The organism is Latilactobacillus fragifolii, assembly GCF_905332535.1.
In the GTDB taxonomy this organism is placed as follows: domain Bacteria; phylum Bacillota; class Bacilli; order Lactobacillales; family Lactobacillaceae; genus Latilactobacillus; species Latilactobacillus fragifolii.
Map to the genome: position 1 here is coordinate 37,826 of NZ_CAJOCF010000001.1, position 15,896 is coordinate 53,721.

A 15,896-nucleotide genomic window follows, 5' to 3' on the forward strand; every position below is an offset into this window, starting at 1 on the left:
CACATTGATTTTCTTGGGAGGAATTTCAATATTGATGATTGGTTCTACCATTGAACTATCATTCATTGGGCGGGCTGAGACCCTGTCTATCTGATATTGATAGAATACCAAGTAGGTGTGAATAAATTATGAACTTTCAAGTATGAAATGATGTCTATTAAAAAAGCCACCACCACTTTGGTGGGGACTTTTTATTTTATAAGTGCGCATCTTCTGTCACCAACAAACCGTATTTCACTTTAAACCGGCTGATAATCCGATACCACGATTGGTAGAAGAAGAAAATAAAGAAGACATTTGATAACGCGTGCGCCAGATCAAAATAAAAACTCGCGAGATAGGCTGCAATGAAGGTCTTAATCGTCAGTGGATTGACATACGCCACAAAATACCACAAATTCATCGTCCATCCAAATATAAAACCCCAGACAAACCCAAAAATGCAGAGTAAGTATTTATTCTGGGCCCACTGATAACGACCAATTAAGCCCGCCGTGACCCCCATCATGCCCCAGCAAAACATTTGCCATGGGGTCCATGGTCCTTGACCTAAAAACATATTAGAAACAATGGCCGCAGTCGATCCTACAATAAAGCCGGATTCTGGACCAAGGACTAACGCTGAAACAATAATCACAAAACTGGTCGGTTGCACACTGGGAAGCGGTGCAAACGGCACCCGCGTGACTGCCGCAATCGCTGCTAAGACCGCGATAAAAATAATTTCGCGGGCTCGAATATCACGGGTTTCAAATCGCCAATAAAATGGCAACATACTTACAACCAGACAGCTAAAACTGAAAATCAGAAAGTGTTGCCCTTTTAAAGCAACGATTAACAACATGAAAATCGCCATCATTAAAAAAGCTACGCCAAATATCATCCAACTACGCTTGAAAGCCTTCATACCTGCACCTCTTCCCAATTCAAGGCTTCAGGCAATTGCTTACGTAACATTCGGTTGATTGTTGTTGTGTAGAAAAAGTTATGGGCGAAAAAGGCATACGGCTCATCCGCTGCTACAATCGTCCCATCAAATAATAAGGCACAACGGCTAGCAAACCGGGCACTAAAGGCCATATCGTGGCTCGCCATAATCAACGTTAATCCTTCAGCTTGTAGCCGCGTTAACAATTCGCCCAATGCGCGTTTGCGAATCGGATCAAGTCCCTTTGTTGGTTCATCTAATAAGAGGAGCTGCGGCTGCGCTAACAAGACAATCCCGAGTGCAATCAGTTGCTGTTCCCCACCGCTGGCATCCTGTGGATTACGCTCGGCTAACATTTGTAAGCCTAATTTAGTCAACATTTCGTCCGCTACCTGTTCGGGCGTTACCCGTTTTAGCTGCCGCGCCCGTTCTACAAATTCTTGGCGGACACTATCATAACTGAAATGATCCGTCGGGGTTTGTGAAAGATAGCCCACGGTTTTAAAAAGGTCAGCTGGGGCCCACTTACTGATTTTTTTGCCTTGTAACTTGATTTCGCCATGGCGCGGCTGTAATAAACCAATCAAAAGTTGCAACAACGTCGATTTACCGGTCCCATTCTTACCGACAATCGCTAACCAATCGCCGGTGCGCACTGCTAGATCGAGCTGTTCTAAAACATAGGGGTCATTTTTTTCATATTGAAAGCTCACCTGTTGCGCCTTTAAAATTGTTGGGCGATCGTTTATCGCTAACTCCCGTTTGTGATGCGTCAACTGCCATTTTTGCTGGTCGATACGTTGTTGCCCACTGACCACGGTTAACGGCAATGCCGCGATATCAGTCGGGGCCATCAAGCCATTTTGTAAAAAAACGCGCGGAACATCTGGTACGAATTCACGCAATGCCGGTTGCGCCCAAATCGCTGCTAAGCCGTCAGCAACTGGTCCTTGATACGTTATCTCACCATCATCCATTAACCAGAGTTGATTCGAAAGCGGTAAGATATCATCCAATTGGTGCTCACTGATAATCACTGTCATCCCCAGTTCATCGTGTACCCGCTGTAAGAGACTAATAAATTCTTTGGTCGCAATTGGATCAAGTTGCGCCGTTGGTTCATCCAGCAATAGAAGCGTTGGCTGTAAAATCAAAACCGCCGCTAGGTTGACGATCTGTTTTTGACCACCTGATAAGTCGTGAACAGAAGCGTACAGTAAATCTTGGAACCCTAAAAAACTGACTAATTCAGCAATCCGTTTTTGAATATTGGCACTCGTTTCACCGATGTTCTCAAGTGAAAAAGCGAGTTCTTGGATAACCGTATCCATAACTAACTGATTATCAGGATTTTGAAACACCATCCCAATCTTTTGGGCACTTAAGGCTTGTGGTAACGTCTCTAATGGTTGCCCCGCAAACATAATCTCACCTGACCGTTTGCCAACTGACCAAAGTTCTCTTTTTAACTGCCGCAACAAGGTCGTCTTCCCGCTGCCTGAGTTGCCGGCTAACGTAATGAAATCACCGGTCTGAACGGTTAGATTAATGTCTTTCAGATTTTGTTGGGTTGCTAATGCGTATTGAAAATTAAACTGTTTTATTTGCGCAATGTCCACCATAAATACTCCCATCCTTCTAGTAATAACGGCAAACTATCAATTAATAAGACTAACACTAAGCATAGCCAACCAGTCTGATCTAAATGAGCGGAGCCCAACACTGGATAGACAGCTAACCGCCCAACCCCCTGTTTGGCAAGATAAAAACACAGGCCACTGCTGACTATTAAGCCGGTCAATAACCACCCATCCCGTTGGGTCAAACGATAACGCTGGTAACTCGTTCGCTTTTGCGCGCCATACCCGCGGGCCGTCATTGAATCAGCCGTTTGCAGTGCATCGACCAACGAATTTATCAATAATACTTCCATCAAACGCATTCCGGCATGGGAACGAGCACGCACACTCCCAGTTTCCATCTGTACACCACGCGTTTTTTGGACGTGCTTAATATTAGTAAATCGCCGAATAAACAAGGGCACAAAGCGCATTGTAATCATCGTCAATAGCGTCAGTTGTGGCGAAAGACGGTTAAATAAATATAAGAACTTATGATTTGTCATACTCTGATTATAAGAAACGAAAATCAACATCAAAATGGCTAATGAAAGTGCCATTAAGAAACCATACGTCACGGCTTCCGCGGTGATCACCGTCCCACCAAATGTCGCAATGACGTGCGCGCCATGATTATTCATGATGGGATTCATCACGACAATAAAAAGCATCATAAACAACGCACCTTGTAATGCGCTCAATGTTTTCTGCTGGTTCTTGGCAAGTAAATTCACCGCAATCATTATTAATAATTCACTTACTAAATAAATTGGATGAATAAAAGTCATCGAAAACGCAATTGTAATCACATAATACGCAAAGATGACGATTGGATTTAATTGATCAAAAACCAGCTGCGATTTTAGCCCTGAGGTGCGTCGCGATCGTGACCGAGATCTTCCGTATACAGCCAATCGATAACATCTCCACTCTTAACAGGATAACTACCGCAAGAATAATTGGGAAAAACCCCATTCACTCGGTACAGCCAACCACTTAACGGTCCTTTATCAAATTCGAATAACCCATTAATTCCTTTGACATAAACCCCACCACCAGTCCCGCGGTAGGATAACGCCATCCCCCTACTTTGTAGATCGCGTTTGAGGACATCAATTACCATATCACCATCTTTGATTTCAACTTGATCAGCATTCAACCATTTGGGATTGCCTTCACTAATGGGTCCATAGACATTGACACTCACCGTTTTAATTACCGGCTGGGGGGCGGGGGTTGACGGGGTGGTTGCTTTATTTTGAGCCGCTTGTGACGACTGGTTAGCGGCTGCTTGTGGCACTGGTGCTGGTGCTGACGATTCTTGCGCTGCAGCTTGTTGTTGTGCTACTGATTGTTTGCTGGTCGCTTCGGTTTGTGATTCACTCGGTTGTTCCGACTGATGACTAGCTTTGCGTATTTCAGCTATTTTCTGACTTTCAGATACCGTCTGCCGATGGGACTCAGTAACCTTTGACTTCGCTTTACCGTCTAAACCAACCGTTACTGATTTGTTAATGCGCTTAGATTGGTGGGCTTTTTTCGCAGGTTGACTACTGGTGGCCACATTATCTTGGGCAACCGTTTGATATGTCCCATAACCGATACCGCTCAAAATAATCAAACTACTAATGATCGCAATAATTCTCTTTTTAGACATTAGGCCCTCCTAGTGTTATGCCATTCGCCGTTTGAACCAAATTCCGCCAGCACCAATTAAAAGTAGCCCACCTACCATCGGTGTGCCCGTTGACATTACCCCCGTTTGAGGCAATTGTTTTGCTGTTTTTTGCGTCTTGTTCTTACGGTTTAGTTGCTGCTGATTTTCATTATTGGTCGTCACCACGGGTTGTGCAAACTTGAAACTTACCGTGTTATTGGCTTCATTAATCAAAAGAACTTTAGTCGGTGTATCCTTTAATTGATAGCCGTCAACTGCCACTTCAGTTGCGTTAACCACTAGGGAAAGGCCGACTCTTTGGTGCTTCAAGTAAACCACTTTCAGGACTTGGCCATTTTCATCAACAGCTTGCACCTGAACATCGGCAAACTGCACAACCGTTTGCTTTCGATACTGGAACGTGACTGTTGTTCCCGCTTTAGCAACCTGAACAGTTTGTTGTGCGTCACCTAACAATTGATACCCATCAACGGCGACTTGATTAGCATTCACCGTAATAGTTTGACCAACGGTTTGGTCAGCCAATTGAACACGTTTTAAAACTTGGCCATTTTCATCGACTGCTTGCACTGTCACCGGTGCCTTTTCAATGATTGGGGTTTTAAAATCATAAATTGAGCCTTTTCCAGCTTGAAATAACCGGTATTGGGCTAACGTATAGACAGCTTGCTCGGTTGACATTGCTAGCGACCCCATATCATTGTCAATCTTCCAACGGAACTGTCCATCTGCTCTTTGATAAGCGACCAACCGTGAAATCGGATTAGCGCCTTGATCGCCAACAAACGCCGTCATTGGATCCACCCCAGCTGCAATTAAGCCCATAATAACCATGGCCGTACTATTGGAATTTTCTTCTGTCATATAAACACTCGGAATTAAAAAACCACCCGTTTGTGCCACGAATGCTTTTGCTTTCAGCATCGTCACTGCTTTGTCTAGCGCAGCTTGAACACCAGGAAAGTCACGATGCATCCCCAACGCTGTCATCGTCATCCCGGTCATATCTAAATCGCTTTTGCTCCCAAAGAGGGCCCAACCATTTTCAGCATTCTGCGCCTTTAAAACAACTGGAATTAAGCTATCAATCGCTTGTTGCGCTTTAGCACCATAATCACGCATGCTAAGGGCGATGATTCCGTAAACTTGCCCATTAATCCCACTCGTCGGTGCTTTTTCAATAATCTTATCAACCACATTTAAACCAGCGAAGTTGGTGGCATCTTCGCCAAGCGCTACCACCCCAATTGCTAGCTTTTCTAAATCGGTTGCCGAAAAATGTTGATCTGCGAGCATTGATTGGGCATCGGCAACCAAGGCGTTATGATAGCGCAATCGTTGGGCTGCACTCAATGGCACACCTGATTGAACAGCTGCTAAAGCTGACCATGCATCCGGTTGGTCGTTATTGAGCAATTGTTGCACCCCTGCTACCATCGCTTTTTGATAATCTGTATCAGCTGCAGTACGTGGCGCTATTTGAGCAACATTGGCATCACTTGCCGCTACGTCTTGTGCACTACCAAGGACCGAGACGACGGGTGTGATTAACATCAACCCTGTCCATAATAAGGTATAAAAGCGTTGTCTATTTTTCATTTAATTCTCCCCACTCCCATTAACTTTGATACTTTATAATTTACCATATTTGAGTACCAGAAAGTTGATGCCATAAGGATAATTTTCACAAATTTACCCCAAAAAATACTTTATTTTCACCATAATTTATTCATATTTCCCACCTAAACTAATATTTATTCAGTTTTAAGGAGGCAATACTTATGAATTTTATCAAGCGTGCTTGGCAAAACGTTATCTTTAAAAAAGGCCGTAGCTTCTTATTAATAATTGTAATGACCGTTATTATGATTTTCATCATGGCTGGTCTATTGATTAGAAATGCAGCCATGACCACCGTCAATACCACCAAACAACAGGTAGGCGCTAGTGTCACCCTCTCCGCGAATCGGGAACAGGCGTTTAAGAAAATGCGTACCTCAACTAGCAACGATGGCCCAAGCGCCACCAAGACACGGCCTAAATTAACCATGCCATCCGTCAAATTAAAAGACGTAACAGCAATTTCAAAATTAGCTGGATTAGCAAACTATAACGTCAGCGTCACCACTTCCGCTAACGCCTCATCGATTAAGACCATCACCACATCCAGCAATTCTAACAAAACAGGGGGCATGATGGGCGGTGGTCCTAGCGGCAATGCTGAATCAATAACTTCAACGGGGGACTTACAAATCACGGGAGTCCTCAATACTGCCACCCTTAATGCGTTTAAAGATCGCACCAGTCAAATCACAAAGGGGCGCGCTTTAAATAGTAGCGACAAGACAACGAACAACGCCATTATCGAATCTGAATTGGCTAAAGAAAACAACCTGAAAGTCGGCGACACCATTAAAATCAAAGCCACTACGACTAGCAAAGCAAGCGACACCCTAAAAGTAGTCGGCATCTATAAAACCAGTCAAAGTAGCGTTGGCCTGGGCCCTCAACAAACAGATCCCGCAAATGTCATCTATACTTCATATACATTAGCAAATCAGATTAAGGGGCAAACCGGCAAAGTCGATAGTGCCACCTTCACCCTTAGTGATCCAACACAAAAAAACAGCTTTGTGAAAGCCGCGAAGAAAATAATCAATCCAAAGCAATTCACAGTCACCGCCGATGATAGTACTTATCAATCACTTAAACAGTCCATGCAAAAAATGACCAACTTTGCCAATAAGATTGTTTGGCTAGTTGCGATTGCTGGGACCGTCATTCTCGCGTTAATTATCATCTTAATGGTTCGCGAACGCCGTTATGAAATGGGTGTTTTACTTTCATTAGGCGAACACCGGGCTAAAATCGTGGGCCAATTGTTAGTTGAAATGTTAATGCTTCTCATTGTCAGTTTGGCCTTAGCCGGAATCGGTGGGCGCTTCGCTGGCCAAGCACTCAGCAAACAAGTGATGTCCTCCGTCACAACTGAAACCACAACCAACTCACAAACAAGTCATATGCGGCCTGATGGTAATGGCGGCCCTAGTGGCAATCAAGCGCCTAGCGGTCAACCTGGCGGCAATCGGCCAAGTGGTCAAATGCAACAACCTGGTCAAGCCGTCAAAACAAGCGACCTTAATCTGAAGATCAGTGCCGTCACCTTAATGCAACTAGGCGCATTCGGCTTCACCATCATTGCATTTGCCGTCTTACTTGCATCACTCAATATTTTACGCCTTGAACCACGCAAAATTCTCATTGGATAATTAAAGGAGGTCCACTATGTTAACAGCTAAAAACGTTAGTTACTGGTACGATACAGAAGAAAATTCGCTCTACAAAGATGTCAATCTCGACTTTGAAGCCGGTAAACTTTACGGCATTATTGGCAGTAGTGGTGCTGGCAAAACCACCTTACTCACCCTGCTTTCCGGATTAGATAAGCCACGCCGCGGGAGTATTTTATACGATGATACCGATATCCAAAAAATCGGCTTAACACAATACCGAAATCGCTATGTGTCAATCGTATTCCAAGCCTACAACTTACTCCCTTACATGTCAGCACTCGACAATGTTTTGACCGCAATGGCTATTACGCATTCAACACATGAAAATGCCGCCGATTTTGCACTCACAATACTCAGTCAAGTTGGCATCAACCCCGAACTGGCGCATAAGAATGTGCAAAAACTATCTGGTGGCCAACAACAACGCGTTGCCATCGTCCGTGCCATGTGTTGTTCAGCCCCCATCGTTGTTGCTGACGAACCGACAGGTAACCTCGATGAGGTCAATACCCAAGAAATCATCCGCTTGTTCCAAGAACTCGCGCATCAACAACAAAAATGTGTCATTCTTGTCACCCATGAAAAAGAAGTAGCAGCCAGTTGTGATGTTCAGTATCATCTTCAAAATAAAACCTTCCAACCAGTTGCTTAACGCCGTCTGGTTCACGATCAGCTTGAAACTCAAACCAAATAAGGGGATTAATTTGAAATTTTGCTGATAAAAGGCTATACTTAATATTAAGTCGGTGGTAGAATACAAGGTTACTCTACTCCTTTCAAATTAAGAAAAAGAGATGATTATTACGCAAGTAACTGATGTTTATGGGTTAACCCACGAAAACTGCAAGCTGATTGAAACTGAAAATGATTTTACCCGCATCTTCTTAGCTGAAGGTCCAGATGGAACACGTTATACGTGCTTGTTACCTGATGCAAAGCCAAATCCAAAGTCAAACCAACACTTTGAATACGGTAACCCAGCAGATGCACCATACTAGATACTGAAAAAAGGTGCCAACGGATATTAACTTCCGTTGGCACCTTTTTGGATGCATGCCCAAAACATCGCCCCTGATTGTGACGCCCGTTACTCGGCCGTCAATACGTCTAGGAATTGTTCACCGTATTTTTCAAGTTTACTTTCGCCGACCCCTTTGACATCTAACATTTCAGTCAGTGACGTTGGCATGATTTCACACATTGAATACAAAGTCTTGTCTGAGAAAATCACAAACGGTGGCACGCCCTGTTCTTCAGCCAAATCGCGGCGTAACTCCCGTAATTGTTCAAATAATTCATTATCTTCAGGTAAGGTCTTTTGCACCTTAGCGGCCATCTTACGCGTCACTTTGGCTTGGCCTTTTAAGACTGCCACTCCCGCCGCCGTAATTTGCAACACTGGGTATTGGCCCCCTGAAGCCTGTAAATAACCAGAGGCGACTAAATAATCAATCAACCCACTGACTTCTTTTTGCGAATCACCGCGCATTAAGCCGTATGTCGGTAGCTCATCAAAGCGGAATTGCCTGATTTTTTGATTTTTGGAGCCCGTCAACACTTGGGCCACCAGTACCTTGCCGAATCGTTCATCCATTCGCTTAACGCACGACAATACCTTTTGCACGTCAATGGTGATGTCTTGTTCTTCCCGTGTATCCAGACAGTTACTACAACGGCCACACGCTTCACAATCATCATCAAAATAATTGACAATGTACTGTTGCAAACATTGTTGTGTATTGGCGTACTGCGTCATTTCTTGTAACTTGGCATATTCTTGTTGTTTATGGGCTTCGTCCATTTCGGACTGATCGATAAAGAAGTGTTGGATCTGCACATCATTCACTTTAAATAATAGTAGCGCTTCACTTGGCAAACCATCGCGACCAGCCCGGCCAGCTTCTTGATAGTAAGCCTCCAAACTCCCAGGAATCTGAGCGTGGACCACAAAACGTACGTTACTTTTATCAATGCCCATGCCAAACGCATTAGTCGCAACCATTATCGGTTTGCGATCATAGAGGAAATCTTCTTGATTCCGGCGCCGAACCAACTCGTTTAAGCCACCATGATACATCGTCACATCCAACTTAGCCTTTTCAATCAGCTTCGTAAGGCGTTCAACTTCTTTTCGTGTACTAGCATAGATGATGCCGGATTTTTGTTGATTAACCTTCAAATAATCAAGGAGATAACGATCACTATTTTGATTTTTAACGACTTGAAAAGCAAGGTTTTGCCGTGAAAACCCCGTCTTAACTTCGTGCTGAATATTTAATCGTTGCATAATATCATGCGCAACTTGTGCGGTCGCCGTCGCTGTTAAAGCGACAATTGTTGGCCGTTGACGCATACTCTGAATCGTGTCCGTCAGGCGTAGATAACTCGGCCGAAAATCGTGGCCCCATTGCGAAATACAATGTGCTTCATCGACAGCAATCAAATCAATCTTTAATTCTGCTAAATCAGCTAAAAAGTAATCCGAATCTAAACGTTCTGGCGAAACATAAAGTAATTTCACCGCACCACGCGCAGCTTGGTTGAAGCGCTCTTGGACTTCACCTTGCGTTAACGTACTATTGATAAATGTGGCTGGGATCCCATTTTCATTAAGCGCATCGACTTGATCCTTCATCAAAGAAATCAATGGCGAAACCACTAACGTTAAGCCAGGCAACATCAATGCTGGTATTTGATAACACAAAGATTTTCCGCCACCAGTTGGCATAATGGCTAAAACGTTGGTACCTGCCAACAAAGATTCAATCACATCGACTTGACCTTCTCTAAAATGATCATAGCCAAATTTTTCTTTTAGTACCGCCTGTGCTTGCATGCCATTTCTCCTACCTGTCAAAAATTTCTACCTTCTATCATAACAAAGATTGGTTAGTTTCGGTTAATTGAATCTCGATTCCAAAAACACCTTCAATCGATTCTTACCAACTGACAAACCACCAAATTTAGTGTTTAATTAAAGGCATCAAAGACTGTTAGGCGGTTGCTTATGACCTTGCCCCATTAATTTGTCATTGACGGCAAGATAAGCAATTATCGATTGCTCAATTGACAACTAGCCTAAAATATAAAATAGAAAAGAGAAACACTATGCAAATTATCAGTTCTGGCATTCATCATGGCTACTTCGACGACATCTACGGTGGTCATGGCACTCAATTTAACGCGGAAGGCGTTCCAACTTACTCGGTTCCCTTTGAAATTCAAGCCGCACCAGACAAGACCGTCAGTTACGCCGCCGTTTTATACGACCTAGATGCTTATGAAGTCTCACAGGGATTCCCCTGGATTCACTGGACGTTAGCCAATCTCACGAACCCAAATGTCGCCGCTAACGCTAGTCAAAAAGCCCCTGATTTTATTCAAGGTGTCAACACTTGGCATAGCCCAATGACGGCCAATTTATCTGTTGAAGCAACAGCGTGTTACGGCGGGATGATGCCCCCTAATCGCGATCACACCTATACCCTTAAAGTGTTCGCCCTCGATACCATGCTAGATTTACAAGCTGGCTTTTACCTAAACCAACTGACAACGGCAATGCGTGGTCACATCCTAGAGCGTGCTATTTTAGAAGCACAATACCGGCAATTTAAACATTAGATGACCGTGATTTTTACCCAACTAATACTTTTGTCGGTTTATCTTAACATCGTATGATAACTTTAATAACGCAGTATAAAATACACATTCCATGAAAAATAATTAGCCTGGTTGCCGTAATCGCCCTCCTCATTATCAATTTTGCTGACGATTGTGATTATAAGCCCCCTATCAAAACGGCTACGTTGCAGTTGCATGTAATTCAAAACATATTATGGCTGAGGATTAAGCAGACAGCTTTAAATTAAGTCATTCCTAGTACCATTCATTGATTGTTTGCTATGCGTTACATTTTTAAAAAGCAGTCCCCTTGATTAGTTATCACGGGGACTGCTTTTTGGATGTTTCCTGTGAAACATTTTGTTTTGTTTAATTTTCTTTAGGGCTTCACGTTGGGCAAAGATTGTTAAGTCATGCTCTTCAACAAACGTCATAACCCACTCAGGGTTTTTCTTACTATAGTTACGCAAAGCCCAACCAATCGCTTTTTGGATAAAGAATTCGTCTGTGTCAATATCTGCAAGAATGACTTCTTCCAAAAACGCCACATTCGTTTTTTCGTAAAAACTTAGTTGTAACGTAATCGCGAGCCGGCGTAGCCAGAAACTGTCAGCACCTTTAAAATGCTGCGCAACCCAATCAAATTGTTCCGGATGCCACCTGATGTACTCGCCAAATACTTTTCGCCAAGCATCAATGCTGTCCCACCAAACTTTTTCCAACACCAAAGTTAATAGCTGTTCCATATCAGCTGGTTGCCACCAACGGACTGAACGCCGTGCCATCTCGATAGCAACGTATTGATACTCACGCGTCGGTCGAGCATATAATACCTCAATGAATTGCATTATTTCCGCTGGTGGCAATTGTTTCACAGACTGCCACAATTGGCGTTCAATTAAATGCCGCTCTGGTGCTTTAACACCGTTAAATTCAAATTGACTTTGCATATATTTCTTCATTGCCGCCTGATTTTCTGGATATATCGGTAATTCAAAATCCATGGTTCTCCCTCCACTATATCGCTTCTAAAAAAACTGGGCCGTTTGTTTAGCTGTTTCAATAGCTTCTTTCATAATCACGTTAGCCTTTTCTGGCGAGTGATCAATTCCTTCAATATTAATTTTAATGACTTCATCAACACCGGCAAAACCAAGAAGTGTTTTAACGTATTGTGATGCCAAGTCTTGTCCAGCATAAACACTGCCGGCTGACTGAATATGAACTGCTTTTTTACCGGTTACTAAGGGCTGAGGACCGTTTGCAGTATGTCTAAATGTTTTCCCAGCGACCATCACGGTATCCATCCACGCCTTAAGTTTCGTCGGTACGTTCAAATTCCAAAGTGGATTAGCAATCACCACCTTATCAGTTGCTAAGAACTGATCCGTATAGTGATTAAACTGAGCGACCTTCTCTTGCTGACTAGCACTTAAAGTCGCCATTGTTTGCCCTTGTTTAAGCGCCGCCCATGCGGTCATTAATTCTTGATCAATTTCTGGTAAGTCAGATTGGTACAAATCCAACCAACTGATTTCATCAGCTGGATTTTGCTTTTGATAAGCTTGTATGAACTGCGCCAAAATCATTAACGTTCGTGATTGTTCTGTAGCAAGTGGATGCGCCTTAACAACTAATACTTTACCCATTAATTTCCGCCCCTTAGTGTTTAAACTTGATACACTATCATTTTAGTATGCAATCTGGGGCATTGTCCAATAAGCTTTACACCATTTAATAAACCAACTACCCAAAAGCGATTAGTCACGCATAAATATACCGCACTATCGTTTGACTATCAATCTGCGTATTGGTGCCTAGCCCAACGAGCAAAACAACATCATTACTACCATCCGCAAAAAGTCTGTCCTAAACCGTTTTGTTCCACACGACTTTTTCAAACTGCGCACCATTAGTTTTTAGTACCGATAGACTTGCATTAGCCACCATTTCATGTGACCGAATTTTTTCAAACGGAACACCCAATAATGTGTTGATGACAAACAATAAAATAATCCCATGTGCCACAACTAATACATCACCATCAGGATAGGCTATTTGGGCCGTCTTAATTACGCGCATCCCGCGTTCTAAAACTGCTTGGTAGGATTCCGCGTGAATCTGCTGAGCATCAAATAACTCTGGATGATGGAAGTAATTTTCATATTGTGGATGGTTTGTCAAACTAGCCCCTGGTTGCCCTTCCCAATCGCCAAGCGCCATTTCCCTTAAATCATCAACGATCGTGATGGCCGGTTGCGATTGATTAGTCTGTGCCATTATCGCATCCATTGTTTCAACTGCGCGGGTCAACGGTGACGTCAGTAACGCATCGAAAGACTGATCCGCTAGCAAATCACCTAATCGTTTCGCAGCTGCTTTTCCCGCTTCAGTCAATATTGAATTAGTGCCACTACCATTGAAACACTGCGCTCGATTGACCAATGTTTCACCATGTCGTATAAAATAAAAAGTTGTCATCTTCGTCCCACCTTTATTTTTCCATTATACAATAGAACATAAAAGAGACGCTGTCTGAATTAGACAGCGTCTCTTTTATTCGCAAACCTTACTTGATGTTAACATATGTTAAATCAAATAGATTGCTCAAATCTTGAAGTTGTTCTGAATCAATGGTAAATGACAATACCGTATGATGTCCGCCACCAAGTGTTAACCAACCAACAGCACCGTCGCGTAGCCCTTGTTTTGGAGTCCAGAGTTGTTTAGCAACTGGTAAGTGTGGTGTATCAGATTCTGGCTTGTTGCCTTGAACATCGTATGACATCAATTTGAATTCGTCACCATAATCAGCCATCGTAACGTCAACAGCATCGCCTTGCATCCCTGTAAAGACTAAGCGTGCAGGATCGTCTTTATCACCGATATCTAATGGATGTACTTCAACACGTGGTTTATCTGAAGCAATTGAAGGATCAACTTCAAGCATATGTGAGCCCAAAATAGCTTCGTGACCTTGACGTAAATCAAGTGTGTAATCTTCCATGAAGACCGTTTTTTCATTATGAGCCATAATCTTCAACAAGCGATCTAAGGCAGCTGTCTTCCAGTCCCCTTCACCAGCAAAACCGTAACCTTCAGCCATTAATAATTGGGCTGCTAAGCCAGGTAATTGTTCCAAACCAACTAAGTCTTCGAAGTTTGTTGTAAAAGCGGTGTAACCGTGGTCATCCATGAATTTCTTCAACCCGAAATACTCCCGAATTTGGTATTTAACGTTGTGTTCGAATTTTTCTGGTGTGTTTTGGCCTTTTACAAAGTCGTATTCTTTTTGTAATTCAGCATACTTAGTATCGATAGCCGCATCTGAGACAGCATTAACTTCGGCAACTAAATCGCCGACACCCCAATAATCAACCGTCCAACCAAATTTGATCTGGGCTTCAATTTTATCACCATCTGTCACGGCCACGTTCCGCATCTTATCAGCAAATGTCACCACTTTAATTTTGAATGATTCATTATAAGCGACTGCAACGTCCATCCATTTGGCCATTGCTTTTTGAACATCCCCATCACCCCAGTAACCTGAGATAATCTTGTTATTTTTACGTAAACGCGCATTAATGAAGGCATATTCACGGTCGCCATGAGCTGATTGGTTTAAGTTCATGTAATCGAAGTCAATTGTGTCATATGGAATCTTATTTAAGAATTGGGTTGCTAAGTGCAACAATGGTTTTTGTAGTAATTTTGTCCCGCGAATCCAGTTTTTAGCAGGTGAGAAAGTATGCATCCAAGTGATAACTCCAGCAACGTTATCGTTGTAGTTAACTTCTTTCATCACTTTTGTAATATTATCGGCGGTTGTTGCAACTAATTTAAAAACAATTGGGTAAGGTAATTGGTGACTTGCATTTAACTTCGCCACGATTTCCTTAGCGTCTTTTTCGACTGAGCGAAGCGTTTCTTCGCCGTATAATGATTGACTACCTGTGACAAACCAAAATTCATAATTTTCTGTGTTTAACATGATAAAGACTCCTTTTATAGTTTAGTTTTTGTGTTTAGCATGACCTTGTGATTGAGCATTATTTTGACCGTAGTAGGCATTTTCACCATGCTTGCGGTAATAGTGTTTATCTAATAAGAATTGTGGTACGGCACTGTTGTTACGGGTTAATTGAAGTGCGTGGTAGTCCATTTCGGCCACTACTTCTAAGACTTTAGCGTTATAAACGGCTTTGTCTGGAGTAGCACCCCAGGTGAATGGACCATGTTGGCGCACAAGCACCGCTGGGACTGCTTCAGGATCGACACCTTGTTCCTTGAAAGTTTTAACAATCACTTTGCCCGTATTTTCCTCGTAATCATTTTCGATTTCCGCTTGCGTCAAAGCTTCAGAAACTGGGACATCCCCGTAAAATGTATCCGCATGCGTTGTACCAAGGGCGGGCACCGGAATACCGGCTTCAGCAAATGATACGGCCCAAGGAGAATGCGTATGCACAATTCCACCGATTTTTGGAAATTCATTGTATAAAACAGTGTGCGTTGGTGTGTCGCTAGAAGGATTCATCTTGCCTTCAACGACTTCACCTTTTAAATTCACGACAACCATGTCGCTTGGTTTTAAATCCTCGTAGTCGACCCCGGAAGGCTTGATGACAAACAAACCTTTTTCGCGATCAATCCCAGAAACATTTCCCCAAGTAAAAGTGACTAGGTCTAATTTAGGTAAGCGCATATTGGCGTCATACACTTTTTGCTTTAGTTTTTCTAACATACTTTAATCC

The 15,896-nt window shown here is 43.0% G+C and carries 15 protein-coding genes; 4 read left to right on the forward strand and 11 right to left on the reverse strand.

Features of this window, described 5'->3' with window-relative positions:
• Positions 1-196 precede the first annotated feature (196 nt).
• The 5 genes from J7Q78_RS00150 to J7Q78_RS00170 are packed head-to-tail and all read right to left on the reverse strand — an operon-like array spanning position 197 to position 5,824.
• Positions 197-907 carry an ECF transporter S component gene (locus J7Q78_RS00150; RefSeq protein ID WP_208422717.1) on the reverse strand — a complete coding sequence of 237 codons (711 nt, stop codon included), beginning with the start codon at positions 905-907 and terminating at the stop codon, positions 197-199.
• Positions 904-2,550 carry an ABC transporter ATP-binding protein gene (locus tag J7Q78_RS00155; RefSeq protein ID WP_208422716.1) on the reverse strand — a complete coding sequence of 549 codons (1,647 nt, stop codon included), beginning with the start codon at positions 2,548-2,550 and terminating at the stop codon, positions 904-906. Before J7Q78_RS00155 ends, J7Q78_RS00150 begins: the two co-directional genes overlap by 4 nt.
• Positions 2,529-3,461, reverse strand: a complete 933-nt coding sequence (locus J7Q78_RS00160; RefSeq protein ID WP_154242866.1) for an energy-coupling factor transporter transmembrane component T — start codon at positions 3,459-3,461, stop codon at positions 2,529-2,531. The genes J7Q78_RS00155 and J7Q78_RS00160 overlap by 22 nt, the downstream gene beginning before the upstream one ends.
• Positions 3,410-4,204, reverse strand: coding sequence for a DUF4430 domain-containing protein (locus J7Q78_RS00165; protein ID WP_208422715.1), 795 nt, complete (start codon positions 4,202-4,204; stop codon positions 3,410-3,412). The genes J7Q78_RS00160 and J7Q78_RS00165 overlap by 52 nt, the downstream gene beginning before the upstream one ends.
• A 15-nt stretch (positions 4,205-4,219) precedes the next feature.
• A complete protein-coding gene (locus tag J7Q78_RS00170; RefSeq protein ID WP_208422742.1) occupies positions 4,220-5,824 on the reverse strand; it encodes a MucBP domain-containing protein in 1,605 nt (534 codons plus the stop codon).
• A 182-nt stretch (positions 5,825-6,006) separates the two neighbouring features.
• On the opposite strand from J7Q78_RS00170, the gene J7Q78_RS00175 reads away from it, so the two are divergent.
• The 3 genes from J7Q78_RS00175 (at position 6,007) to J7Q78_RS00185 (ending at position 8,516) form a co-directional block, all read left to right on the forward strand.
• Positions 6,007-7,494, forward strand: a complete 1,488-nt coding sequence (locus J7Q78_RS00175) for an ABC transporter permease (RefSeq protein WP_208422714.1) — start codon at positions 6,007-6,009, stop codon at positions 7,492-7,494.
• Between the two features lie 16 nt (positions 7,495-7,510).
• Positions 7,511-8,170: an ABC transporter ATP-binding protein gene (locus J7Q78_RS00180; RefSeq protein ID WP_208422713.1), complete on the forward strand. Its 660-nt coding sequence runs from the start codon at positions 7,511-7,513 to the stop codon at positions 8,168-8,170.
• Between the two features lie 142 nt (positions 8,171-8,312).
• Positions 8,313-8,516 carry a hypothetical protein gene (locus J7Q78_RS00185; protein WP_004270112.1) on the forward strand — a complete coding sequence of 68 codons (204 nt, stop codon included), beginning with the start codon at positions 8,313-8,315 and terminating at the stop codon, positions 8,514-8,516.
• Positions 8,517-8,605: 89 nt separating this feature from the next.
• On the opposite strand, the gene recQ is transcribed toward J7Q78_RS00185, so the two are convergent.
• Positions 8,606-10,354, reverse strand: coding sequence for a DNA helicase RecQ (gene recQ, locus J7Q78_RS00190; protein ID WP_208422741.1), 1,749 nt, complete (start codon positions 10,352-10,354; stop codon positions 8,606-8,608).
• Positions 10,355-10,626: 272 nt separating this feature from the next.
• On the opposite strand from recQ, the gene J7Q78_RS00195 reads away from it, so the two are divergent.
• Positions 10,627-11,139: a YbhB/YbcL family Raf kinase inhibitor-like protein gene (locus J7Q78_RS00195; protein ID WP_208422712.1), complete on the forward strand. Its 513-nt coding sequence runs from the start codon at positions 10,627-10,629 to the stop codon at positions 11,137-11,139.
• 314 nt (positions 11,140-11,453) lie between these two features.
• Here J7Q78_RS00195 and J7Q78_RS00200 read toward each other — a convergent pair whose 3' ends face one another.
• The 5 genes from J7Q78_RS00200 to J7Q78_RS00220 all read right to left on the reverse strand — a co-directional run bounded on the left by J7Q78_RS00200 (position 11,454) and on the right by J7Q78_RS00220 (position 15,886).
• Complete coding sequence (locus tag J7Q78_RS00200; RefSeq protein WP_208422711.1) at positions 11,454-12,143, reverse strand: DNA alkylation repair protein; 690 nt, start codon at positions 12,141-12,143, stop codon at positions 11,454-11,456.
• 24 nt (positions 12,144-12,167) lie between these two features.
• On the reverse strand, positions 12,168-12,788 hold the full coding sequence (locus tag J7Q78_RS00205) for an NAD(P)H-dependent oxidoreductase (RefSeq protein ID WP_208422710.1): 621 nt from the start codon (positions 12,786-12,788) through the stop codon (positions 12,168-12,170).
• Positions 12,789-13,008: 220 nt separating this feature from the next.
• Positions 13,009-13,620, reverse strand: coding sequence for a histidine phosphatase family protein (locus tag J7Q78_RS00210; protein ID WP_154242873.1), 612 nt, complete (start codon positions 13,618-13,620; stop codon positions 13,009-13,011).
• 88 nt (positions 13,621-13,708) lie between these two features.
• Positions 13,709-15,133, reverse strand: a complete 1,425-nt coding sequence (araA, locus tag J7Q78_RS00215; protein WP_208422709.1) for an L-arabinose isomerase — start codon at positions 15,131-15,133, stop codon at positions 13,709-13,711.
• 21 nt (positions 15,134-15,154) lie between these two features.
• Positions 15,155-15,886 carry an L-ribulose-5-phosphate 4-epimerase gene (locus J7Q78_RS00220; protein ID WP_208422708.1) on the reverse strand — a complete coding sequence of 244 codons (732 nt, stop codon included), beginning with the start codon at positions 15,884-15,886 and terminating at the stop codon, positions 15,155-15,157.
• Between the last annotated feature and the right edge of the window lie 10 nt (positions 15,887-15,896).